13 protein-coding genes are annotated in these 20,492 nt (G+C 40.9%); 9 read left to right on the top strand and 4 right to left on the bottom strand.

Features of this window, described 5'->3' with window-relative positions:
- Window position 1 precedes the first annotated feature (1 nt).
- Window positions 2–1,192 (bottom strand): FprA family A-type flavoprotein, encoded by a 1,191-nt coding sequence (locus tag J4861_RS11200; RefSeq protein ID WP_211816895.1) that lies wholly within the window; start codon window positions 1,190–1,192, stop codon window positions 2–4.
- Between the two features lie 83 nt (window positions 1,193–1,275).
- Complete coding sequence (locus J4861_RS11205; protein ID WP_211816896.1) at window positions 1,276–2,214, bottom strand: carbohydrate kinase family protein; 939 nt, start codon at window positions 2,212–2,214, stop codon at window positions 1,276–1,278.
- 141 nt (window positions 2,215–2,355) lie between these two features.
- On the opposite strand from J4861_RS11205, the gene J4861_RS11210 reads away from it, so the two are divergent.
- The 4 genes from J4861_RS11210 (at window position 2,356) to J4861_RS11225 (ending at window position 9,141) form a co-directional block, all read left to right on the top strand.
- Window positions 2,356–3,597 (top strand): M16 family metallopeptidase, encoded by a 1,242-nt coding sequence (locus tag J4861_RS11210; protein WP_211816897.1) that lies wholly within the window; start codon window positions 2,356–2,358, stop codon window positions 3,595–3,597.
- Between the two features lie 109 nt (window positions 3,598–3,706).
- Window positions 3,707–4,978 carry an NAD(P)/FAD-dependent oxidoreductase gene (locus J4861_RS11215; protein ID WP_211816898.1) on the top strand — a complete coding sequence of 424 codons (1,272 nt, stop codon included), beginning with the start codon at window positions 3,707–3,709 and terminating at the stop codon, window positions 4,976–4,978.
- A 1,058-nt stretch (window positions 4,979–6,036) separates the two neighbouring features.
- Entirely contained in the window at window positions 6,037–8,292 is a 2,256-nt protein-coding gene (gene pnp / locus J4861_RS11220; RefSeq protein ID WP_211816899.1) for a polyribonucleotide nucleotidyltransferase, read from the top strand.
- 387 nt (window positions 8,293–8,679) lie between these two features.
- Window positions 8,680–9,141 (top strand): copper resistance protein NlpE N-terminal domain-containing protein, encoded by a 462-nt coding sequence (locus J4861_RS11225; protein ID WP_211816900.1) that lies wholly within the window; start codon window positions 8,680–8,682, stop codon window positions 9,139–9,141.
- 454 nt (window positions 9,142–9,595) lie between these two features.
- Here the strand turns inward: J4861_RS11225 and J4861_RS11230 are convergent, their stop codons facing one another.
- Window positions 9,596–10,150 (bottom strand): DUF3332 domain-containing protein, encoded by a 555-nt coding sequence (locus J4861_RS11230; protein ID WP_211816901.1) that lies wholly within the window; start codon window positions 10,148–10,150, stop codon window positions 9,596–9,598.
- 378 nt (window positions 10,151–10,528) lie between these two features.
- Window positions 10,529–12,214 (bottom strand): DUF6377 domain-containing protein, encoded by a 1,686-nt coding sequence (locus J4861_RS11235; protein WP_211816902.1) that lies wholly within the window; start codon window positions 12,212–12,214, stop codon window positions 10,529–10,531.
- Window positions 12,215–12,466: 252 nt separating this feature from the next.
- Between J4861_RS11235 and J4861_RS11240 the strand changes: the two genes are divergently transcribed.
- The 5 genes from J4861_RS11240 (at window position 12,467) to J4861_RS11260 (ending at window position 20,451) form a co-directional block, all read left to right on the top strand.
- On the top strand, window positions 12,467–14,605 hold the full coding sequence (locus J4861_RS11240; protein WP_211816903.1) for a glycoside hydrolase family 97 protein: 2,139 nt from the start codon (window positions 12,467–12,469) through the stop codon (window positions 14,603–14,605).
- A 240-nt stretch (window positions 14,606–14,845) separates the two neighbouring features.
- Window positions 14,846–15,997, top strand: a complete 1,152-nt coding sequence (locus tag J4861_RS11245) for a DUF6377 domain-containing protein (RefSeq protein WP_249110843.1) — start codon at window positions 14,846–14,848, stop codon at window positions 15,995–15,997.
- 216 nt (window positions 15,998–16,213) lie between these two features.
- Window positions 16,214–16,645, top strand: a complete 432-nt coding sequence (locus J4861_RS11250) for a DUF6377 domain-containing protein (RefSeq protein WP_282958357.1) — start codon at window positions 16,214–16,216, stop codon at window positions 16,643–16,645.
- Between the two features lie 1,274 nt (window positions 16,646–17,919).
- The gene (locus tag J4861_RS11255; protein ID WP_211816904.1) at window positions 17,920–19,842 is read left to right on the top strand and encodes a DEAD/DEAH box helicase; all 1,923 of its coding nucleotides are present in this window, start codon (window positions 17,920–17,922) and stop codon (window positions 19,840–19,842) included.
- Window positions 19,843–20,091: 249 nt separating this feature from the next.
- Window positions 20,092–20,451 (top strand): hypothetical protein, encoded by a 360-nt coding sequence (locus J4861_RS11260; protein ID WP_211816905.1) that lies wholly within the window; start codon window positions 20,092–20,094, stop codon window positions 20,449–20,451.
- Window positions 20,452–20,492: the final 41 nt, after the last annotated feature.

Here is a 20,492-nt window from a genome sequence, read left to right on the forward strand (position 1 = left end):
TTTATTCAGCTAATAATTTAGCTGCCATCTCACGGCCTAAGCGATTGCACTCTTCCTTAATCTCTGGTGTGAGTGCTTGCTTCATCTCTACTGGCTCACCCACTTTTTCGAAGTGGAGGTGATTCTCATTCCATTCTCCAATGGCAGCAACAGCCTTTGAAGCCCAAGAGTAAGAACCAAACCAACCAATAAGATGGTTCTTGATATCGCGATTAGCAACCTCCTGCAAGAGTACATCCATCTCGTGATAGAGTCCTGCATTATAGGTAGGAGCACCAACAATCAAGCCACGGAAGCGGAAGATGTCTTGGAGAATATAGCTGTGGTGTGTCTTAGAAACATTGTACAAACGAATATTCTTCACACCAGCAAGCGATGCTGAACGTGCAATCTGTTCTGCCATACGCTCTGTATTGCCATACATTGTACCATAGCAAATCACCAAACCAGGTTCTGTTTCGTACTTAGACATACGGTCATACAGTCCGATAACCTTGTCAACATACTTGTGCCATACTGGTCCGTGAGTAGAGCAGATATAATCAATATGAATACCCGCAAGCTTCTTCAATGCGTTCTGAACAGGTGTTCCGTACTTTCCAACGATGTTAGAATAGTAGCGAACCATCTCTAACCAACACCAATCAGTATCAATCTCTTGATCGATGAGACCGCCATTTAATGCACCAAAACAGCCAAATGCATCACCTGTAAAGAGGTGGCTGACCTCACCTTTGCAGAGTGTCATCATTGTCTCAGGCCAGTGAACCATTGGAGTCATAAAGAACTGTAAGGTATGATTACCTAAGCTCAACTCCTCACCATTCTTAACCTCTAACGTATTATCCTTGACACCATAGAATCCTGACATCATATCAAAGGTTTTCTTATTACCGATAACTTGGATGTTAGGATAATATTTACGCAGCAAACCTATTGAACCAGAGTGGTCAGGCTCCATGTGGTTAATGACTAAGTAATCAATCTGTCGGTCGCCCAACACCTCACGAAGTCTCTCTATAAACTGTGTAAAGAAGTCTACTTCTACTGTATCAATAAGGCAAACCTTCTCATCATCAATGAGGTAAGAGTTATAGGTCACACCATAAGGCAGTGGCCATAATCCTTCAAAAAGGTTCTTATTACGATCGTTAACTCCTACGTAATAAACTTTATTGGCAATTTCTATCATTTTATTTTTGAATTTATGTAGTTTCTTTTGTTAACTTATTGGGCTTATTAGACCAATTGGGTTTATTGAGCTAATAAGGCTAATTATAAAGCCCCCTCCTTCATCTTCTCACCAAACTCCTTACTTACATAGTTGAAGATGTCCTTGCAGCAGTCTGCAGAGAACGCCAAAGCGAAGTTGATAAGTTTGTCCCATTGCTCTTCCGTCAGTCCTCTTTCGAGGTCGGCACGAGTGATACCATGCTTCAACATACCGAAGATGAAGCCAGCATTAAAGTTGTCACCGGCTCCGATTGTACTAACAACATTCGTGTCGAGAACAGGATAGGACTTTTTCAGTTCCTTACCACTGCGCACTTCAACAGGCTGACTTCCCTGTGTATAGATAAACTGCTTGCAATAAAAAGAAATCTCCGCATTATAGACCTTATCAGCATCTTCTTTTTTATAAATCGTTGCGAAGTCCTCCAAACTACCACGTACGATATCCGCATAATCAAGATTTTCTATCAAATTAGGGGTAATCTTAATAACATCATCCTTATGTGCAGGACGGAAGTTAACATCGTAGTAGATGATTGCACCACGTGAACGTGCATAATCAAGTAGTCCTACCACCTGTGGACGAATCACCGGATTCACCGCATAAAAGGAACTAAAAAGCACGATATCATCGGGTTGTATATCAGGGAATGTGAAATCTAATTGAACGTGTGGTTGGTCTTTGTAGAAGATATACTCAGCATCATTCTTTTCATTGAGGAAAGCGAGTGATACAGGTGACTTAGAATCAGGGAAGGTTGAAATGTTATCAGCATTCACACCATTGTCCTTCAAGAAGTCGATAATATATTTTCCAACATGGTCATTACCCGCCTCAGAGATAAACGATGTGTTGACTCCGCAGCGTCCTAACGACGTAATGGCGTTAAAGGTAGAACCACCCGGAACTGCCTCAACTGGTTTATTATCCTTAAAGATGATGTCTAAGACGGTTTCACCGATACCTATAACTTTCCGCATTTTATTGTGAATTATGTTGTTTCTCGCTTTAGTTGTGCAAATATACTGAAATTTAAGCGGAACACAAAATGAATCGAGTTCTTTTTTCTTTGTCTATTAAAGTCTATTAGTTTTCATTCTTTTTTCTTAATTTTGCACCCTATGACAAGATATCAGACTGCAGTCTTAGAGAATGGACTGCGCATCATTACCCTTTCAACAACCTCACCAGTGGTCTATTGTGGGTATCAACTCAACGTCGGGACAGCTAACGAACTACCTGACGAGGAGGGTATTGCTCATTTCTGCGAGCATGTTACCTTCAAAGGTACTACTCGCCGAACAGCAATTGATGTTATTCAATGTCTTGAGCAAGTAGGAGGCGATCTCAATGCCTTTACCACCAAGACCGATACGGTTTATTATTCAGCTATTCTGAAGGACCATCTTCCCCGAGCGATAGACCTACTGACAGATATTGTTTTTCACAGTACCTATCCACAAAAAGAGATTAACAAGGAGGTAGAAGTTATCTGCGATGAAATCGAGTCTTATAACGATAGCCCAGCAGAGTTGATATATGATGAGTTTGAAAATATCATCTTCCGTGGACATCCTTTAGGACATAGTATCCTTGGTACGGCAGAGCATGTCAGGAAGTTTACTACCGAGGATGCACTTCGTTTCACTCAGAAGCACTACCAACCGATGAATTCGGTGTTTTTTGCCTATGGAGATGTGGATTTTGACAATCTACTCAGCCTTTTTGAGAAGGAAAATCACTCGAAGGTAAGAATAAAGGGTGAAACAGAAAAGCCAATAGACACTCCACTTCCTGTGCTGAGTGAATACCAGCCACAGACAGTTAAGATAGATAAGCATACTCACCAAGCCCACGTGATGATTGGTAATCGTGCCTATAGCATACATGATAAAAGACGTATGGCACTTTATCTGCTTAATAACATCTTAGGTGGACCTGGTATGAGTGCTCGGTTGAATCTTGCACTTCGTGAACGTCGTGGACTCGTTTATACGGTAGAAAGCTCTATGGTGAGCTATTCTTTAACAGGTATTTGGAGCATTTACTTTGGCTGCGACGCAGATGATGTGGACGAATGTATACGCCTTGTACGTGCAGAACTTGACCATTTCATCGACATTCCATTGACAGATGACGAGTTGTCTATAGCTAAACAGCAGATTAAAGGACAGATTGGCATAGCTTGTGACAACCGAGAGAACCTTGCTTTAGACTTCGGTAAAGGTTTTCTCCACTATGGTTGGAAGAAAGATATATCAGCACTTTATCGCAATATTGACGCTATCACTGCTGAAGAGGTGCAAGCTGTTGCACGCGAACTCTTCCCAGAAGAACGACTTACAAAACTGATTTATATATAAACAGTATAACTTTTCCTATTATAAAGAATACCTCTGGCACGATTTTCTCTGTAAGAAAGAAAAGGAAATAGACATATAAAAGAAAACAAACGTAAATAAAAGCAGGATAATGAAAGCAAACATTGAACGCACTGACAAAAAGAGAATCGTTATTGTTGGTGGTGGATTAGGAGGTTTGGAATTAGCCTTCAAATTAGTAGACGATGATTATCAAGTAGTATTAATAGATAAGAATAACTATCACCAGTTCCCTCCATTGATTTATCAAGTGGCTTCGGGTGGTCTTGAACCAAGTAGTATCTCTTTTCCTTTCCGTCGACTTTTTCAAGGTAAAAAGGACTTTTTCTTCCGTATGGCAAAGGTAGAGTCGGTGAATACGGATAAAAAAACAATCAAAACGACTGTCGGTGAGATAGATTACGACTATCTTGTACTGGCGTTTGGAGCAAAGACAAACTTCTTTGGTAATAAGGATATCGAAGCAACGACCCTCCCGATGAAATCGGTTAGTGAGGCTATGAGACTTCGTAACACTATTCTCCGTAATCTTGAACTTGCTTTAACAGAGGAAGATCCAGCACGCAAACAAGCTTTAATGAATATTGTCGTTGTTGGTGGTGGTGCTTCCGGTGTGGAGATTGCAGGTGCTGTAGCAGAAATGAAGAAGAACATCATTGCTCGTGATTATCCCGACCTTGACTCTTCTCAGATGCATATCTACCTTGTTAATGCAGGCGATCGCCTGCTTTCGGCTATGGACCCAGTATCATCCAAGCGAGCAGAACGTGATTTAAAGGAGTTGCATGTTCATATCCGTCAGCCTCAGTTTGCTACAGAATACAAAGATGGTATTCTGAAAACCAGCGCTGGCTTAGAGATTCCTACACAGACCGTTATCTGGGTGAGTGGAATCTGTGCAAACACCGTAGAGGGTTTTCCTGCAGAGAGTATTGGTCATGCTGGTAGATTCTTAACCGATCGTTTTTGTCGTGTGAAGGGTGTAAAAGATGTCTATGCTATTGGTGATGTGAGTCTTGTTGAGGGTGATGAGGAATATCCACTCGGTCATCCACAGTTAGCGCAGGTTGCTATGCAGCAGGCAAAGACAGTGGCAAAGAACTTTAAAGCAATGTCGAAAGGGAAAGAACTAAAGCCTTTCAAATACAAAAATCTCGGTGTAATGGCAACTATTGGTCGTAACCACGCCGTAGCCGAAATCTCTGGAAAGAAGTTTGGAGGTTTCCCAGCTTGGGCGTTGTGGCTCGTTGTTCACCTTCGCTCTATCCTTGGCTTAAAGAATAAGACGTTTATTCTGCTCAACTGGGTATGGAACTATATTAATTACAAGCAAAGCCTCCGTTTGATTTTGAAGGCAAAATAAACATTCAGTTCCCTACTCTTGAGAACTAAATGTATTCCTTTCCCCTATTGGTTCGTAGCTATTCAACCAATAGGGGAAGTTCTTTTTCTACATAAAATAGACTATTATTATATTGTTTATAAGTTATTATAGTTACAATTCTTTATTAACCCCTCTTCAGTTCACCCTCTTTCTTAACCTAATATACCACTCCTCCTCTATTTCTTGTCGTGAAGATAATCTGAAGCAAAGACTTTAAAACAGAAGAAACTGATTCAAAGTGATGATTAGATGATGTTAAAATACAATAGAAGCGCTCAATGGAAAGAACACTAAACATTAAACAAAAACATAGCTAAGACTATCAGTCGTCTATCCTTTTATTATCTTCTCACATAGAATACCTTTTCTTTTTAATACTTCAAAAGTACAAAAAAGACCATGAAAATTCATTACATAATTTCGAATAAAACATCTGAAAACAAAGACAAAAACCCATGTAAAAAGCAGGTTTGTAACCAACAGGAAATCAATTTGTTATGAAGTAGCAAAGTAAAAGGTGCTTAATTGGACTTCAAAAGGGCGTTACTTAGACCTTAAAAGGGCACCTTTTGCAAGTCAATTGGGCGTCTTTTAGAAGCCAAAAGAGCATGTATTGGCTTTGCACTATACGAAAATAGTTTACAAACGCATCTTAATCAGGGAAGAAGTTGTTTATAGAAGACGAATAGACATCGTATCTATTTCCCCTTTCTCCATTTCATCTTGCAGTTTATCCGCCTTTGTAAGAGCATCTTATATGGGGAGATTAATACTATACAAGTGTATAAGACTTTATTCTATTCTCATTATATGACCTTAATAGAAGGACTTCAAGAAGATTTAACATCTGATAATTAGCAGACCTAAAATAAATTCGTTTTTATTTGGGTGTTACATATATAATAGGTAAATTTGCACGGATTAATTTTTTCGGGACGCGTGAGAAGGTAAACGTCAAGGCATTCGAGCCTATAAAGAGTTACCACTTTTGGTTCCCAAAGATGTTGGTCAAAACAATAAGTATTTTAAAATTTTAGATGAACGTAATTACGAAAACAGTTCAATTGCCAGATGGAAGAACCATCTCAATTGAAACCGGAAAGGTTGCAAAGCAGGCCGATGGCGCAGCAGTTCTCCGCATGGGTAACACAGTACTTCTCGCCACTGTTTGTGCAGCTAAAGAGGCAGTTCCGGGAACAGACTTCATGCCTTTGCAAGTTGATTATCGCGAGCAGTATGCTGCCGCAGGTCGTTACCCAGGTGGTTTCACCAAGCGCGAAGGCAAAGCCAATGACGACGAAATCCTAACATCACGCCTTGTGGACCGTGTTCTTCGTCCACTTTTCCCATCAGATTATCACTGTGAAGTTTATGTACAGGTAATGTTGCTGTCAGCTGACGGCGTTGATCAGCCTGATGCACTTGCAGGTTTGGCAGCTTCTGCAGCTCTCGCAGCTTCAGATATTCCAATTGAGCATACTACTTCAGAGGTTCGTGTTGCACGTGTTAACGGCGAGTACGTTATCAATCCAACTTTCGAGCAGATGAAGGAAGCTGATATGGACCTCATGGTTGGTGCTACCAAGGACAATATCATGATGGTAGAGGGTGAGATGGACGAGGTTTCTGAGCAGGATCTTATCGGTGCTTTGAAGGCTGCACACGAGGCAATCAAGCCTATGTGTGAAATGCAGGAAGAGCTTTCAAAGGCTTGCGGTACAGATGTTAAGCGTGCATACGAAGATGAAGTCAATGATGAGGAGTTGCGTGAAGAGCTCCGCAAGGCTACATACGACGCTTGCTACGCTCAGGCTCAGAGCGGTGACGATGATAAGAAGCACCGTGAGGAGACTTATGACAAGATTAAGTCTGATTTCACTGAGGCTTATGACGCAGCTCACACAGACCTTTCAGAAGACGACCTCGAAGAAAAACACACTCTTATTGACCGTTACTTTGCTGATGTTCAGCGTGACTCAATGCGCCGTAGCGTACTTGATACGGGCAAGCGTATGGACGGTCGTGCAACAGATGAGATTCGTCCTATCTGGTGCGAGATTGATACGCTACCAATGCCACACGGAAGTTCTCTCTTCCAGCGTGGTGAAACAATGTCTCTCTCTACTTGTACTCTCGGTACAAAGATGGACGAGAAGATGGTTGATAATGTATTGGAGAAGAGCTACCAGCGCTTCCTCCTTCACTATAACTTCCCTCCATTCTGTACAGGTGAGGCTAAGGCTCAGCGTGGTGTAGGCCGTCGCGAGATTGGTCATGGTCATCTTGCATGGCGTGGTTTGAAGGGTCAGATTCCTGCTGACTTCCCTTACACTGTTCGTTTGGTAAGTCAGATTCTCGAATCTAATGGTTCTTCTTCTATGGCAACCGTATGTGCAGGTACACTTGCATTGATGGATGCAGGTGTTCCAATGAAGAAACCAGTGTCAGGTATCGCTATGGGTCTTATCAAGAACCCAGGAGAAGATAAGTATGCAGTACTGAGTGACATCCTCGGTGATGAGGACCACTTGGGCGATATGGACTTCAAGACAACCGGTACAAAGGATGGTTTGACTGCAACTCAGATGGATATCAAGTGTGATGGTTTGTCATTCGAAATCCTTGAGAAGGCACTTATGCAGGCAAAGGCTGCTCGTGAGCACATCCTCAACATCATGACTGAGACTATTGCAGAGCCACGTGCTGAGATGAAACCACAGGTTCCACGTATTGTTCAGTTGGAGATTCCTAAGGAGTTCATCGGTGCTGTTATCGGTCCTGGTGGTAAGATTATCCAGCAGATGCAGGAGGAAACAGGTGCTACTATCACTATCGAGGAGACTGATGGTGTTGGTAAAGTACAGGTTTCTGCCCCTAACAAGGATTCAATCGATGCTGCCCTTGGTAAGATTAAGGCTATCGTTGCAGTTCCTGAGATTGGTGAGGTTTACGAGGGTACAGTACGTTCAATTATGCCATACGGCTGCTTCGTAGAGATTCTACCGGGTAAGGACGGCTTGCTCCACATCTCAGAAATCGACTGGAAGCGCCTTGAGACTGTTGAAGAGGCAGGTATCAAGGAAGGCGATAAGATAAAGGTTAAACTCCTCGAGATCGACCCGAAGACAGGTAAATACAAACTTTCACGCCGCGTTTTGCTTGAGAAGCCAGAGGGTTATGTTGAGCCACAGCGTCGTCCACGTGGTGATCGTCGTCCACGTCGTGACGGTGAGCGTCGCTTTGATGAGCGTCGTCCACGTCGTGAGAACAATAATTTTGAGAACAATGATTAATTGTTTGTTATAATACTATAATCAATCCCCCAGAAGCAGTCTATAAGCTTACTGGGGGATTTATTTCTCTATCTACAAAGCCAAGTAGAGTCTAAACCTAATTCTATTGGATGTATTCATCAATGAGATGACTTAAACGTGAGTATAGAAAGTGCTTATATTGATTTAAGCATCCAGCTAATAATCAACTATATGATTATCATTTAGTTATTAAACCAATAAATTTACCGATTGGACAAGGTATACATGTAGTACCCATGAAAATAAAATAAAACTTGCACGATAAAGATAAATAAAGGTTAAAACATTCTTGTTTTTAATTCTAAATACAATATCTTTGCACCGCGAGAGATAAAATAGAGTTTACAATATAAAACTAAAATGATTATGAAAAAGATTATGTTTTTGGTAGCTGCTTGTGCAGCTATGGTAGCTTGTAACAATGGCAAGACTACTGCAAACAACGAGGGTGCAGATTCTGCAGTTCAGGATTCAGCTGCTGCTGGCGACTCTGCTGTTTACGAGGGTTTGACACCTGCAGCTGATGTTGCTGGTATCAAGTATCGTGTTGCTTTGGCAAAGGATTCATCAAATGGTTTCAGCGTATCTGAGTCTTACATGAAGTCTGATTCTGAGGTTGATACTGTTTACAACTATACAGGTAACTATCAGGTTGTAGAGAAGGACGTTAAGGGTAAGAAGAATACTTACTACCAGTTCGAGTTGGGTAAGGACAACAAGACCAACTTCCTCGTAGTAAACGATTCTACACTTCGTCTTGTTAACTCTGACTTCGAGGAGCCAGCAGTAAATACAAAGGATATGAACTACGACTTGAAGTTGAAGTAAGAAGAATCTGTAAACAAAACATTAATATAAAAGGGCTTGCCAAGGGATTATACCTTGTGCAAGCCCTTTTTCTGTAGGGTAGGGATGAATCGTCTTTATCATGTAATGAATGCTTCTCTTCGATTGTATGGCTCTTTTCTAATGGTATGTAGTGTTTATTATAAGAATAGATAGGAGTGTGTTTAGGCTTTCGCACTATAGGTGTTCATGCTCCGCACGATGTGTGCTAAGCCTCCGCACCATTGGTGCGGAGCGTTAACACGAATGGTGACGATGAGAATATTGATGCTTTCTCGTCGTATATTTCCATAGAAAACACTAATGATTGGTCAGTGAGTGATGCTTATCAAGACTGCATAAAACGCTTTATATGACTGCTGAAACTCCTTATAGAAACAAAAATAGGGACATGCCTGTGCCCCTATTTGATATTGCAATGTAGCAAGAATGACTCTTATCTTCTTGCCATGAAGTAGCTTGTACCAGCCTGCATCTGGCGAACCTCGTATACACCATTTGCATCAAGTGTAACGTCTGCAGTCAAACCATTGTTGAGGAATGCCTTTACAGAACCATCACCATTGAAGTGAATAATCTTCTGCTCCTTACCCTCAGCATTCATATACCATGTGTTCTCCTGCTTGTTATAAGTGAAGTAAAATACGCTACCATCTGGCTTTGTAATCTGGTAACCATTCTCGAGATACTTTACAGCATAAATCAAACCATCGTCACCCTTGATGTTGCGTGTTTTACCAACGCGGTTAGCAACAGGATTATCACCTGTCCAGAATTCAATACTGTTGAGTACGAGTGCATCAGCAGCACTACAGAATGCGTAGGCAGGAGAAATTACGAGGAAGATAATCTCATTGAGGAACTTAGATTTTGTAGCGTGCTTGTTCCACTTTGCGAGTTTGTTGAACAAAGCAAATGAACCTACACATGAACTCATGAGTGTTGCGCCAAGCAAGAGGGCAACCATAGACTTGATTCCTTTTGTTTTCATAACTTTTAAATTAGTTTATTTGGTGAATATTAATCTATTATTACTAAGCGGTTTAATTTATGTCTACAAAAATAACACTCTTATTTTTATTAAGAAATAATTTTATTTTATGATATTGAATGTTTGGTGTTTTTAACTTGATAAGTTAATGTTTTTGACATAACAAACGCTTTTGTTAACGCTTTTTTTAACCTGAATCGGTTATTAGGGTCTAAACATATTTTGTTTTATTATCGATTAGATTGGCTGTCTTTTGGGCGTAGGCGTAGCGGGCTATGTCAAGTTGGAAAGACAGACAAGATGCCAATAAGAAAATAAAAGATGTTAGGACACAAAATGCCATAGTTATGAAAACTATTCATATTGTGGTCTAATAACCTATTCGGGTTTAGATTGTGTGGAGGTTGATTTACCAATTACTCGACAGAGTTTCATCACTTCTTCCTCGAAAGTTTCTTTGTTAATGGCTTTCCCCTTTAAGACAGAACGATAGTTATAGATGGTCTGTGGAGAGTAGAACAGCAGGTCAGCTATCTCGGCACTTTCCTTTACGCCTAATCGGATAAGTGCCATAATGCGCTGTTCTGTAGTGAGTTCATCGGTACTTTTGTTCTGAATCTGCCCTTCTGGTAAGAGTAGGCTGTTTAACTCCTCAGTAAAGTCTGGATAGAGATCGAGGAACGCTTTATCAAAGCGAGAGAGGAATGTAGCAGCGTCTTCTTCAGATAATCGTTCTGATGAAAGCTGACTAAGCAATTCAGTGGTTTGATTGGCTTTAATCTTTCTTTTAACCAATGTCTGTTGTTTCTTGAGTCGGGCAATATACTTTGCACAAAGGTCGATATACAATTTTGCTAATCTCTCGCGTTTACGGTTGGTATCAACAAGTAACGCATTGAGGTCGTGTAGTTGAGTATTCAACCCTTTTTGCTGGGTATTCAGTTCAGAGAGTTGGTTGTTATTCTTTTGCAATTCCTGTTGCTGAAGACTAAGGCGTTTGGTTTGTTTAACGATATAAAAGACTGCAGAAAGCAGGAAGAGTAGAAGTAGCGAGATAACGGTGATGGCTGTCATCTGCACTTTGTTGCGCTGGTTAAGCGTCTGCTGATAGCTACTTACAATCACTGGTAGCTTGCTTGATATCTCAATAATGCGGAGTCTGTTATTATAGAAATGAGCATCCTCGAGTGCTGTCTGAATATATTGTTGTGCAAGGTCAAGCTCATCTTTGTTGTGTTCAAAGATGTACATTGCAAGGTTTTGGAGGGCAAAGTTCTCCATCGTACAGTTCTCTATATCTGCAATACTCGACAATAAAAGGAACTCTTCTTGCTTTTCTGTATTTCCCTCGTTGCCATAACCACCAGAGAGCGCAAAGCACGACATGGCATAGAATCGGGATTTTTGGGGTAACTGCTTTATGGCTTTAAGGTAATGAGCACGTGCTGCTTGTGGATTATTCAATACAAAAACAGCGTATTCACCGAGGTAATACTCGTAAGTTTTATCGGTTTCATCGCAAAAAGGCATAGCCTTCTTAAGATAATCTTTTGCCTTTAATCGGTGTGTTGGCGTATAGGTCTTATCGTTACAGAAGTCTGCCCAATAGGTGTGAATACGGAAGAGTGAGAAGTAATAATCAAAGTGTTGTGCCTTGCCAAGAACCGTTGTGTCCACCTGTTCTATTTCATGAATAGCCTCATTATATAAGCCACCAATGGATAATAGCTCTGCCTTACTGATGGTATTACTATTGTAATAGTAGGTGTTCTGCGTCTCTTTTGCAAGTTTGATACCTTTGTTTAGGTATGTCATTGCAGAGTCAAATTGGAAGACATAGTATTCTTCAAATAGCTGTTCGTAGGTCTGTAGACGTTTAAGCGTATTCTCACTGGTTGTGAGATTCTGCTTTAGTCGGTTGATATCTTTATTCTTATTGTCGATAAGTGCATTGCGTTGCTCCAACAAATTGTCTAACTTTTGTCGTAGCTGTTGTGTCTTACTACCAGCAGATAATGTCGTTGGCAGTAGCAAGAAGAGTATATATAATAAGCTTCTTTTCATCGTTTAATTGCTAATGAGTACAAAGATAATACTTTACTTGAAAATAGAGGACATCTACTTCAATAAATTATTATTATCATTTAAAGGGTTGATAATAAGTTGTTTGTAATTAATAACAACATAGCTTCATCTACTTGAGTACTACTATCGGTAGTTACTTCAATTCTTTTTACTATCTTTGCATAAAATCAAATAATTGCTCTTACAATCTTTAAATAGAAGTTATAATCATTTTTATACTTTAACAAAACAATGAAGAAAACCAATATTGCCCTTATTGGGCTACTAATGGGGTGGGCAAGCATTGCGAATGCGCAGACTGTAAAGTCTCCTAACGGTAATGTTGCAGTTACTTTCTCATTAACAGGGAATGGAGTGCCTACTTATGAGATGACTTATAAGGGTAAGGCTGTTGTAAAGCCTTCGCACTTAGGTTTGGAATTAGCTAAGAACAAACATGCCAGCAAGGGCATGAATGAAACCAGTCTTATGGATGGTTTCGAGAAGACAGCTACTAAGACTACAACTTTCGATGAGATTTGGAAGCCTGTTTGGGGTGAGACTGCTACCATTCGTAACCACTACAATGAGTTGGAAGTAGATCTCAATCAGCCAAGCAGCAAGCGTAACATTGTTATCCGTTTCCGTGTTTATGACGATGGAATGGGCCTTCGTTACGAATTCCCACAACAGCCAGAACTGAACTACTTTATTATAAAGGATGAGCATACACAGTTTGCTATGGCTGGCGATCATACAGCTTGGTGGCTTCCTGGAGACTATGATACACAGGAGCAGGAGACACAGGAATCAAAACTTTCTGAAATCCGTAAGCGTTTCCACGATGCTGTAAACTGGGACAACTCATCTGTTTCTGTATTCTCAGAAACGGGTGTTCAGACCTCTTTACAGATGAAGTCTAATGATGGCTTGTATATTAATATTCATGAAGCGGCATGTGCAAGCTATGCTACAATGCACTTGAATCTGGACGACAAAACAATGACTTTCGAGTCATGGCTTACTCCTGACGCTACTGGTTTGAAGGGATTCATGCAGACTCCTTGCGAAACTCCTTGGCGTACGGTGATGGTTAGCGATGATGCACGTGATATGCTTGCTAATAACCTTATCCTCAATCTTAACGAACCTTGTAAGATTGAAGACACGTCATGGATTCATCCGACAAAGTACTGTGGTGTTTGGTGGGAGATGATTGCTGGTGCTAAGTCTTGGGCTTATACGGATGAGTTCAGTTCTGTTAAGCTTGATGAGACAGATTATGCACATGCAAAACCAAACGGACGTCACGCAGCCAACACTGCTAACGTGAAGAAATACATCGACTTTGCTGCTGCAAACGGCTTAGACCAGGTGTTGGTTGAGGGTTGGAATATTGGTTGGGAAGACTGGTTTGGTCACTGGAAAGACTATGTATTCGATTTCGTTACTCCTTATCCAGACTTTGATTTGAAAGGCTTGAATGAGTATGCACACTCTAAGGGTGTTAAGTTGATGATGCATCATGAGACTTCTTCAAGTACACAGAACTATGAGCGTCACATGGAAGATGCCTTTAATTTGATGAATAAGTATGGTTATGACGCTGTGAAGACTGGTTATGTGGGTGACATTATCCCACGTGGTGACCACCACTATTCACAGTCAATGAACAACCATTATCTCCATGTTATAAAGGAAGCTGCTAAGCATCATATTATGGTGAATGGACATGAAGCAACTCGTCCTACGGGTCTTTGTCGTACATGGCCTAACCTTGTTGGTAACGAGTCAGCACGTGGAACAGAGTATGAAGCATTCGGTGGTAGTGATCCTAACCACACTGTTATCCTTCCATTTACTCGTCTTCAGGGCGGACCAATGGATTATACCCCTGGTATTCTTGAGACTCAGCTCTCAACATGGTGTGATAATAAGAGCTATGTACACACAACTCTCGTGGGTCAGCTTGCACTTTATTTAACGATGTATAGTCCACTTCAGATGGCTGCTGACCTTCCTGAGAACTATCAGAAGTATAACGATGCTTTCCAATTCATTAAGGATGTAGCTTGTGATTGGGACGACAGCAAATACCTTGAGGCGGAACCAGCACGCTACGTGACTGTTGCGCGTAAGGCAAAGGGTACTAATAACTGGTTTGTTGGTGGAAAGACTGGTCTTGCACCACACCTTAGTGTTCTCAAACTCGACTTCCTTGATAAGGGTCGTAAGTATGAGGCTACCATCTACGCAGATGCTAAGGACGCTGATTACGAGAAGAATCCAAAGGCTTACACCATTACTAAGCGTACTGTTAAGAAGGGTGATGTTCTCAAGCTTCAGCAGGTTCGTGGAGGTGGTTTTGCCATCAGCTTGAAAGCACTTTAAGCCATTAATTTTTTTCGGTATTAACCGATGGCAATATAATATAAGATAGAAGTGCCGCAGAGAAGCGTGATTGCTCAGAAAATCAAAGGGTTATATCCTTTGAAAGATGGCTACGTTTCTCTGCGGACATTCTATCTCTTACACGAAGCGTCTAACTTACTTACATTACTACATACTGAAACCATTAATTGTAACGTTACATAAGAGATGATATCATGTCCCAAAATAAGAATGAAGCAAATGAAGAAAATTGCAATCATCTGTGTAATATTATGTACGCCATTACTTATTAATGCACAGACCCAAATACCAACACTTGACGATCTCGACCATGAGATAGCCATGTCATCCCAGTATGACAAACAATATGAAGATGTTATACGTAATGTAAAGAAGCAACTTCATGCTGCAAAGAGCTTGGAGACTCGTTGCGAATTGTCTGACAAGCTATTCAATCTTTATACATCTTATTCTGTAGACTCTGCTATAGTCTACGCTATGGAAAAGCAGAAAATAGCAAAGGCAATGGGCAATCAGAGTAAGGTAAATGATGCAAAACTTAATCTTGCCTACCTCTTGATAAGGGGTGGAGAACTCAAGGATGCAAGCGATATTATTAATTCCATTCCTCGAAGTGGGATAAGCCAAGACTTGTCTTTCTATTATTTCTCAACGCGAAAGACCCTCTATCGTACGCTTGCTGATGCTGCTTTAATCCCTTCGCAGAGGAAGATGTACAAGCAGATGGAGAAACTTTGTAACGATTCTGTCGTTGATAATAACCAATCTCCTGACATTTGGTCACGTGCAGAACAGCTTGTTAATCGCCAACAGTATGAACAAGCGAAGAAAATTCTCCTTGATGCCTATCGCCACTTGAAACCTGGTGACCGTCAAACAGCATTTGTGTCAATCTCGCTTGCTGATATTTATGGTAGGGAGAAGAATGTGGAAGCTCAAAAGCAATACCTCATTGCAGCTGCTATCTCTGATATACGCAACTCAGTAAAGGAATATCTTGCCCTACAGCAATTGGCTACGATCCTTTTTGAAGAAGGTGATACAAAACGTGCTTATGCCTATATGGACCACGCTATGAACGACGCTGTGTTCTGTAATGCACGTCAGCGTACAATTGCTATGGCTGACGTTTGGCCAGCAATAGAAAAGTCACATGAGCGTGAAACAAAGAGTCGTACACTCAAACTTACAGCCGCTCTTGTGCTGATAAGCCTCATGTCTATCTTCTTGTTGGTTATGATTATCTATACGCGTCGTCGTGTTGTAGAATTGCGTGCTATTCGTGCGCGTCTTTCTAACACAAATGAATTGCTGAAAGAATCAAATAATATTAAGGATGAGTATTATTGCTGTCCGGTAAAAATAAACTGAAAGTTCTGTATCTCTTTATTCATCGGTGTTGCAGCCGTTTTACTTATCTAGGGGCTTGGTTCTTAGTTTTAAACTGTAAGCATTATAAAATGCGCTTATTTTGACAAGGAAAGCCCTATAATAACCAAATAAATTAATGAAATCATAAGTTTAAGCCTATTTTATCTAACACAGATAACTCCAAAAAAGTTTTATCGGACACCAATAGATGAGTATATCACTCGCTTCCTTAGCGAGTGTTCTGCTTACATCGACAAACTCGACAGCTATCGTAAACAGATTTATCGTCTTGTTACAGCCAATAAGCGCACAGAACTGCTGAACACATTGAAGTCACAGGAGATAATCGACCGTGAGTTAGATTCCTTCTATTCAAGTTTTGATGAGACCTTCCTCGGTCTTTTCCCAAACTTTGTGGAAGATTTCAACGCATTGCTCAAACCAGAGGAGAGGATTATTCCTAAACAAGCAGGACATCTCTCTACTGATCTTCGCATCTTTGCACTCATTCGCCTTGGCGTAAGTGAGAATGAGCTTATATGTTCTTTCCTTTGCTGCTCAAAAGCAACGGTCTATGCTTACCGTTCTCGTGTACGTCTGAAGTCTATTGATCCTGATAAATTCGATGAAATGGTACAAAAACTATAAGTTGAGACCATTTCCTCTTCCCTAATTTATAAATCGAAGAACTGTCATTGTGCGACATTCCAGCATCTTGTTTGTTGGTCTGTCGCACGTTTCTTAAAAATTGCTTAACTTGCTTTTCTTTTCCTTTTAATCCCCTTTTATCATTTTTGGAGGTCATTTTCCGTTCAATGTGTAGATTGTACTTCGTATAGTCTTAACGGAAGAAATGAAGTTACTCATTAAACAAACAACATTGCTAAGACACTCAGCTATCTATTCTATGATTATCTTCTGCCATAGAAAACTCCTTCAGTTTAATACTGCAAAATCACAGACAAAGCGCAGAAAAATCATTACAAAACCTCAAGCAAAACAACTATAAATAACGACAAAAACACGAATAAAAGACAAGCTTATAACCAACAGGAAATCAATTGGTTATAAAACAGCAAAATAAAAGGTGCTTAATTGGACTTCAAAAGGGCGTTAGTAAGGGTCCTAAAGGGCACCTTTTACAAGTCTATTAAGCGTCTTTAAGAAGCCAAAAGAGCATGTATTGGTTTTGAACCACATGAAAATTATTTACACACAGCTATAAAGTGAGAATAAGAAATTTGAAGATTACGAATAGCGATAATATCGATTTGCATATTATCTTATAGTTTATTCCCCGTGTAAGACCGACTAATTGCATACATCCACACCATACAAGCGTGTAAACTTTGACTCTATTTCCAATCCATGTATCTAACAGAAGCCGCCTCTTTACATATAGAATAAAAGAAGAAAGGCTTCGCATCACTGCGAAGCCTTTCGTTTAACATCAAACTTACTCACGTAAGTTTTGTGTCCTTGTACTAACTCAAATAATTAACTTTAATAACGACTATTTTTCTATTTGACATTGCAAAGTTACAAAAAAAAACACATAAAAAAAATGTAATTCACGAATATTCGATGACACTTTTAGACTTTATAACAGTACAAGTGTTTTCATAGTATTTTTTTAATAGGTTATGATAAAATACTTAAATCTATCAACTTTTTTTTAGATTTCTCATCGCTTCCTCTGTACTCTATCCGCTCTTTTTCTTCCATTCCATTGATTTATAAAGGGTTTTATTTGCTCATCTCAACTTCTTAACGTACCTTTGCAGCCAATTAAAGGTAACATACCACCTGAGAGTCTGCGTACTGACTGGTTGAAGCCCGTCGCAGGCAAGTGTCTTTTTAGTGGGTTCGTTTGGTGGTTAGCTTACCTTTTATATAGGATAATAAATAATAAACAAACGAATTTGAAGACATTTGAAGAGTTAGGTGTGAGCGAAGAGATTCGTCGCGCCATTAGTGAGCTTGGATTTGAAAATCCAATGCCTGTACAGGAAGAAGTAATCCCTTATTTACTTGGTAATCGTAACGACGTCATCGCACTGGCACAGACTGGTACGGGTAAGACGGCTGCATTCGGTTTGCCTTTGCTGCAACGTATTGATACAAGCAGCAAGGAGACGCAGGCTATCGTACTTAGTCCTACGCGTGAACTTTGTTTGCAGATTGCTGATGACTTGAAGGAATTCAGTAAGTATATCCCTCATCTACATATCGCAGCGGTTTATGGCGGTGCGTCTATTGACACACAGATTCGCCAGTTGCGTCATGGTGTACAGATTATCGTAGCTACACCAGGTCGTCTGATTGACCTTATGCACCGTGGTAAGGCTCGTCTTGACAAGGTTAGAAACGTTGTTTTGGACGAGGCTGACGAGATGCTGAACATGGGTTTCCAAGAGAGTATCACTGAGATATTGACGGGTGTACCTGAAGACCGTAACACATTGTTGTTCTCTGCTACGATGAGTCGTGAGGTAGAGCGTGTTGCAAAGGGTTATCTGCACGACTATAAAGAGATTGTTGTGGGTAGCCGTAACGAGGGTGCTGAGAGTGTAAACCATATTTATTATATGGTGAATGCACGCGACAAGTACCTTGCCTTGAAGCGATTGGTTGACTTCTATCCAAAGATTTATGCAATTGTGTTCTGCCGTACAAAGGCTGAGACGCAGGAGATTGCCGATAAGTTGATTAAGGACGGATATAATGCTGAGGCATTGCATGGCGACCTCTCACAGCAGCAGCGTGACCTCACGATGCAGAAGTTCCGCTCACATCTCACACAGATTCTCGTCGCTACAGACGTTGCAGCACGTGGATTGGATGTGAACGACTTGACACACGTTATCAACTATGGCTTGCCTGATGATATCGAGAACTATACCCACCGCTCTGGCCGTACAGGTCGTGCAGGAAAGAAGGGTACTTCTATCTCAATTATTCACTCACGTGAGAAGTATAAGGTACGTAATATTGAGCGCGAAATCAGTAAGGAATTTGTTGACGGAACACTGCCTTCACCAGAGGAAATCTGTAAGAAGCAGCTGTTTAAGACAATGGATGACATCCTGAAGACAGACGTTGATGAGGACCAGATTGCACCTTATATGAAGGATATCAACCGCCAATTCGAGTATATCGATAAGGAGGTTGTCATCAAGAAGATTGTTTCTGCAACCTTCGGTCGCTTCCTTGACTATTATAAGAATGCTCAGGAGATTGAGAAGCCATCGTCACGTAGTGCACGTGAAGATAGCCGTGGCGCAAGAGGTGAAGGCAGAGGAAGTCGCAGCCGTGGTCCACGTAAGGCGGAGAGTGGTTATAAGCGACTCTTTATCAACTTAGGTAAGGCAGATGGTTTCTATCCGGGTGAGGTGATGCAGTTTGTCAATAAGAACGTGCATGGCAAGCAGGCTGTAGGACATATCGACCTCCTTGCTAAGCAGAGCTACATCGAAGTACCAGAGCAGGACGCCCAGAAGGTGATGCAATCGCTGGACGGTGCAACCTATAAAGGACGTAAGGTGCGTTGTAACGATGCAGAAGAAGGTGGTCACGGTCGCTCATCTAATGGTCGTTCATCTGGTGGCAATGGTCGCTCTGCAAGCGGTCGTGGTGGTTACGGCAGCCGTGGCGAAGGTCGTCAGGACACTCGTGAGCGCAAGGGCCGTGGTCGTCGCCAGTATGATGACAATCCTTTCGGAGGACAGCATAAGTTCAAGAAAGATGATTGGAAGGAACTAATGAAGGGTGGTCCTGCTAAGTTGAAGGGCGAAGAGCCTGACTTTTCTGAGGAAGGTTGGGCAAGACGTAGACCAAAGAAGTAAAAGACCCCACCCCGACCCTCCCCAAAGGGGAGGGAGACTTAGCGTATAACATTGGAGAGGCTTTCGATAAATTGGCTATACATCAATCATATATTGTATAGCGCATTGCTATCTTCATGAGTGGTGTTAAGCCTCCGCACCATTGGTGCAGAGCATCAGCACGAGTAGTGCGGAGCCTCAACACGATGGCTAAAAAGGGGAGAAAACGACTATTGTTAGCATTATATTACACCTTTTCCAGTAATAACTATGTACAAAATCATAGCCAGTTTATACCGTTTTAATATGAGAGGGGCTAACAGAAGCATTCCTTATTTTGCTACCTTGACAAACCTTCTCGCACTGTTTACACTTTGTTTCTTTATAATAATTGGTTTATTAAATATGCAGAGTGTATTAAATTTTTGGCATACAGGCTCAAAATCAGGGGATTACCTAATAGGTGCGATTGTTGCTATTCCTTTATACCTCTTAATGTTTCTGCTATTTCCCGAACGAAAGATGAAAGAACAAGAGGCATTACTGACAAAGAAAGAATATAAACTGGGACTATTCTGTTATGTTTTGTTGCTAATAATATTAATGATTATCCTTTTCTCTATTATCTAAAAAGATATTAGATGCTTGTTGTAAAAGTCAATAAATACACT

The sequence above is a fragment of the Prevotella melaninogenica genome, from assembly GCF_018127925.1.
GTDB lineage: Bacteria > Bacteroidota > Bacteroidia > Bacteroidales > Bacteroidaceae > Prevotella > Prevotella melaninogenica_C.

Bases quoted from the DNA above. Each gene is read 5' to 3' on its own strand.
- J4861_RS11240 (WP_211816903.1), top strand. From the start codon at position 12,467: ATGAAGAAAACCAATATTGCCCTTATTGGGCTACTAATGGGGTGGGCA.
- J4861_RS11260 (WP_211816905.1), top strand. From the start codon at position 20,092: ATGTACAAAATCATAGCCAGTTTATACCGTTTTAATATGAGAGGGGCT.
- J4861_RS11230 (WP_211816901.1), bottom strand. From the start codon at position 10,150: ATGAAAACAAAAGGAATCAAGTCTATGGTTGCCCTCTTGCTTGGCGCA.
- J4861_RS11235 (WP_211816902.1), bottom strand. From the start codon at position 12,214: ATGAAAAGAAGCTTATTATATATACTCTTCTTGCTACTGCCAACGACA.
- J4861_RS11200 (WP_211816895.1), bottom strand. From the start codon at position 1,192: ATGATAGAAATTGCCAATAAAGTTTATTACGTAGGAGTTAACGATCGT.
- J4861_RS11205 (WP_211816896.1), bottom strand. From the start codon at position 2,214: ATGCGGAAAGTTATAGGTATCGGTGAAACCGTCTTAGACATCATCTTT.
- J4861_RS11225 (WP_211816900.1), top strand. From the start codon at position 8,680: ATGAAAAAGATTATGTTTTTGGTAGCTGCTTGTGCAGCTATGGTAGCT.
- J4861_RS11245 (WP_249110843.1), top strand. From the start codon at position 14,846: ATGAAGAAAATTGCAATCATCTGTGTAATATTATGTACGCCATTACTT.
- J4861_RS11210 (WP_211816897.1), top strand. From the start codon at position 2,356: ATGACAAGATATCAGACTGCAGTCTTAGAGAATGGACTGCGCATCATT.
- pnp (WP_211816899.1), top strand. From the start codon at position 6,037: ATGAACGTAATTACGAAAACAGTTCAATTGCCAGATGGAAGAACCATC.
- J4861_RS11215 (WP_211816898.1), top strand. From the start codon at position 3,707: ATGAAAGCAAACATTGAACGCACTGACAAAAAGAGAATCGTTATTGTT.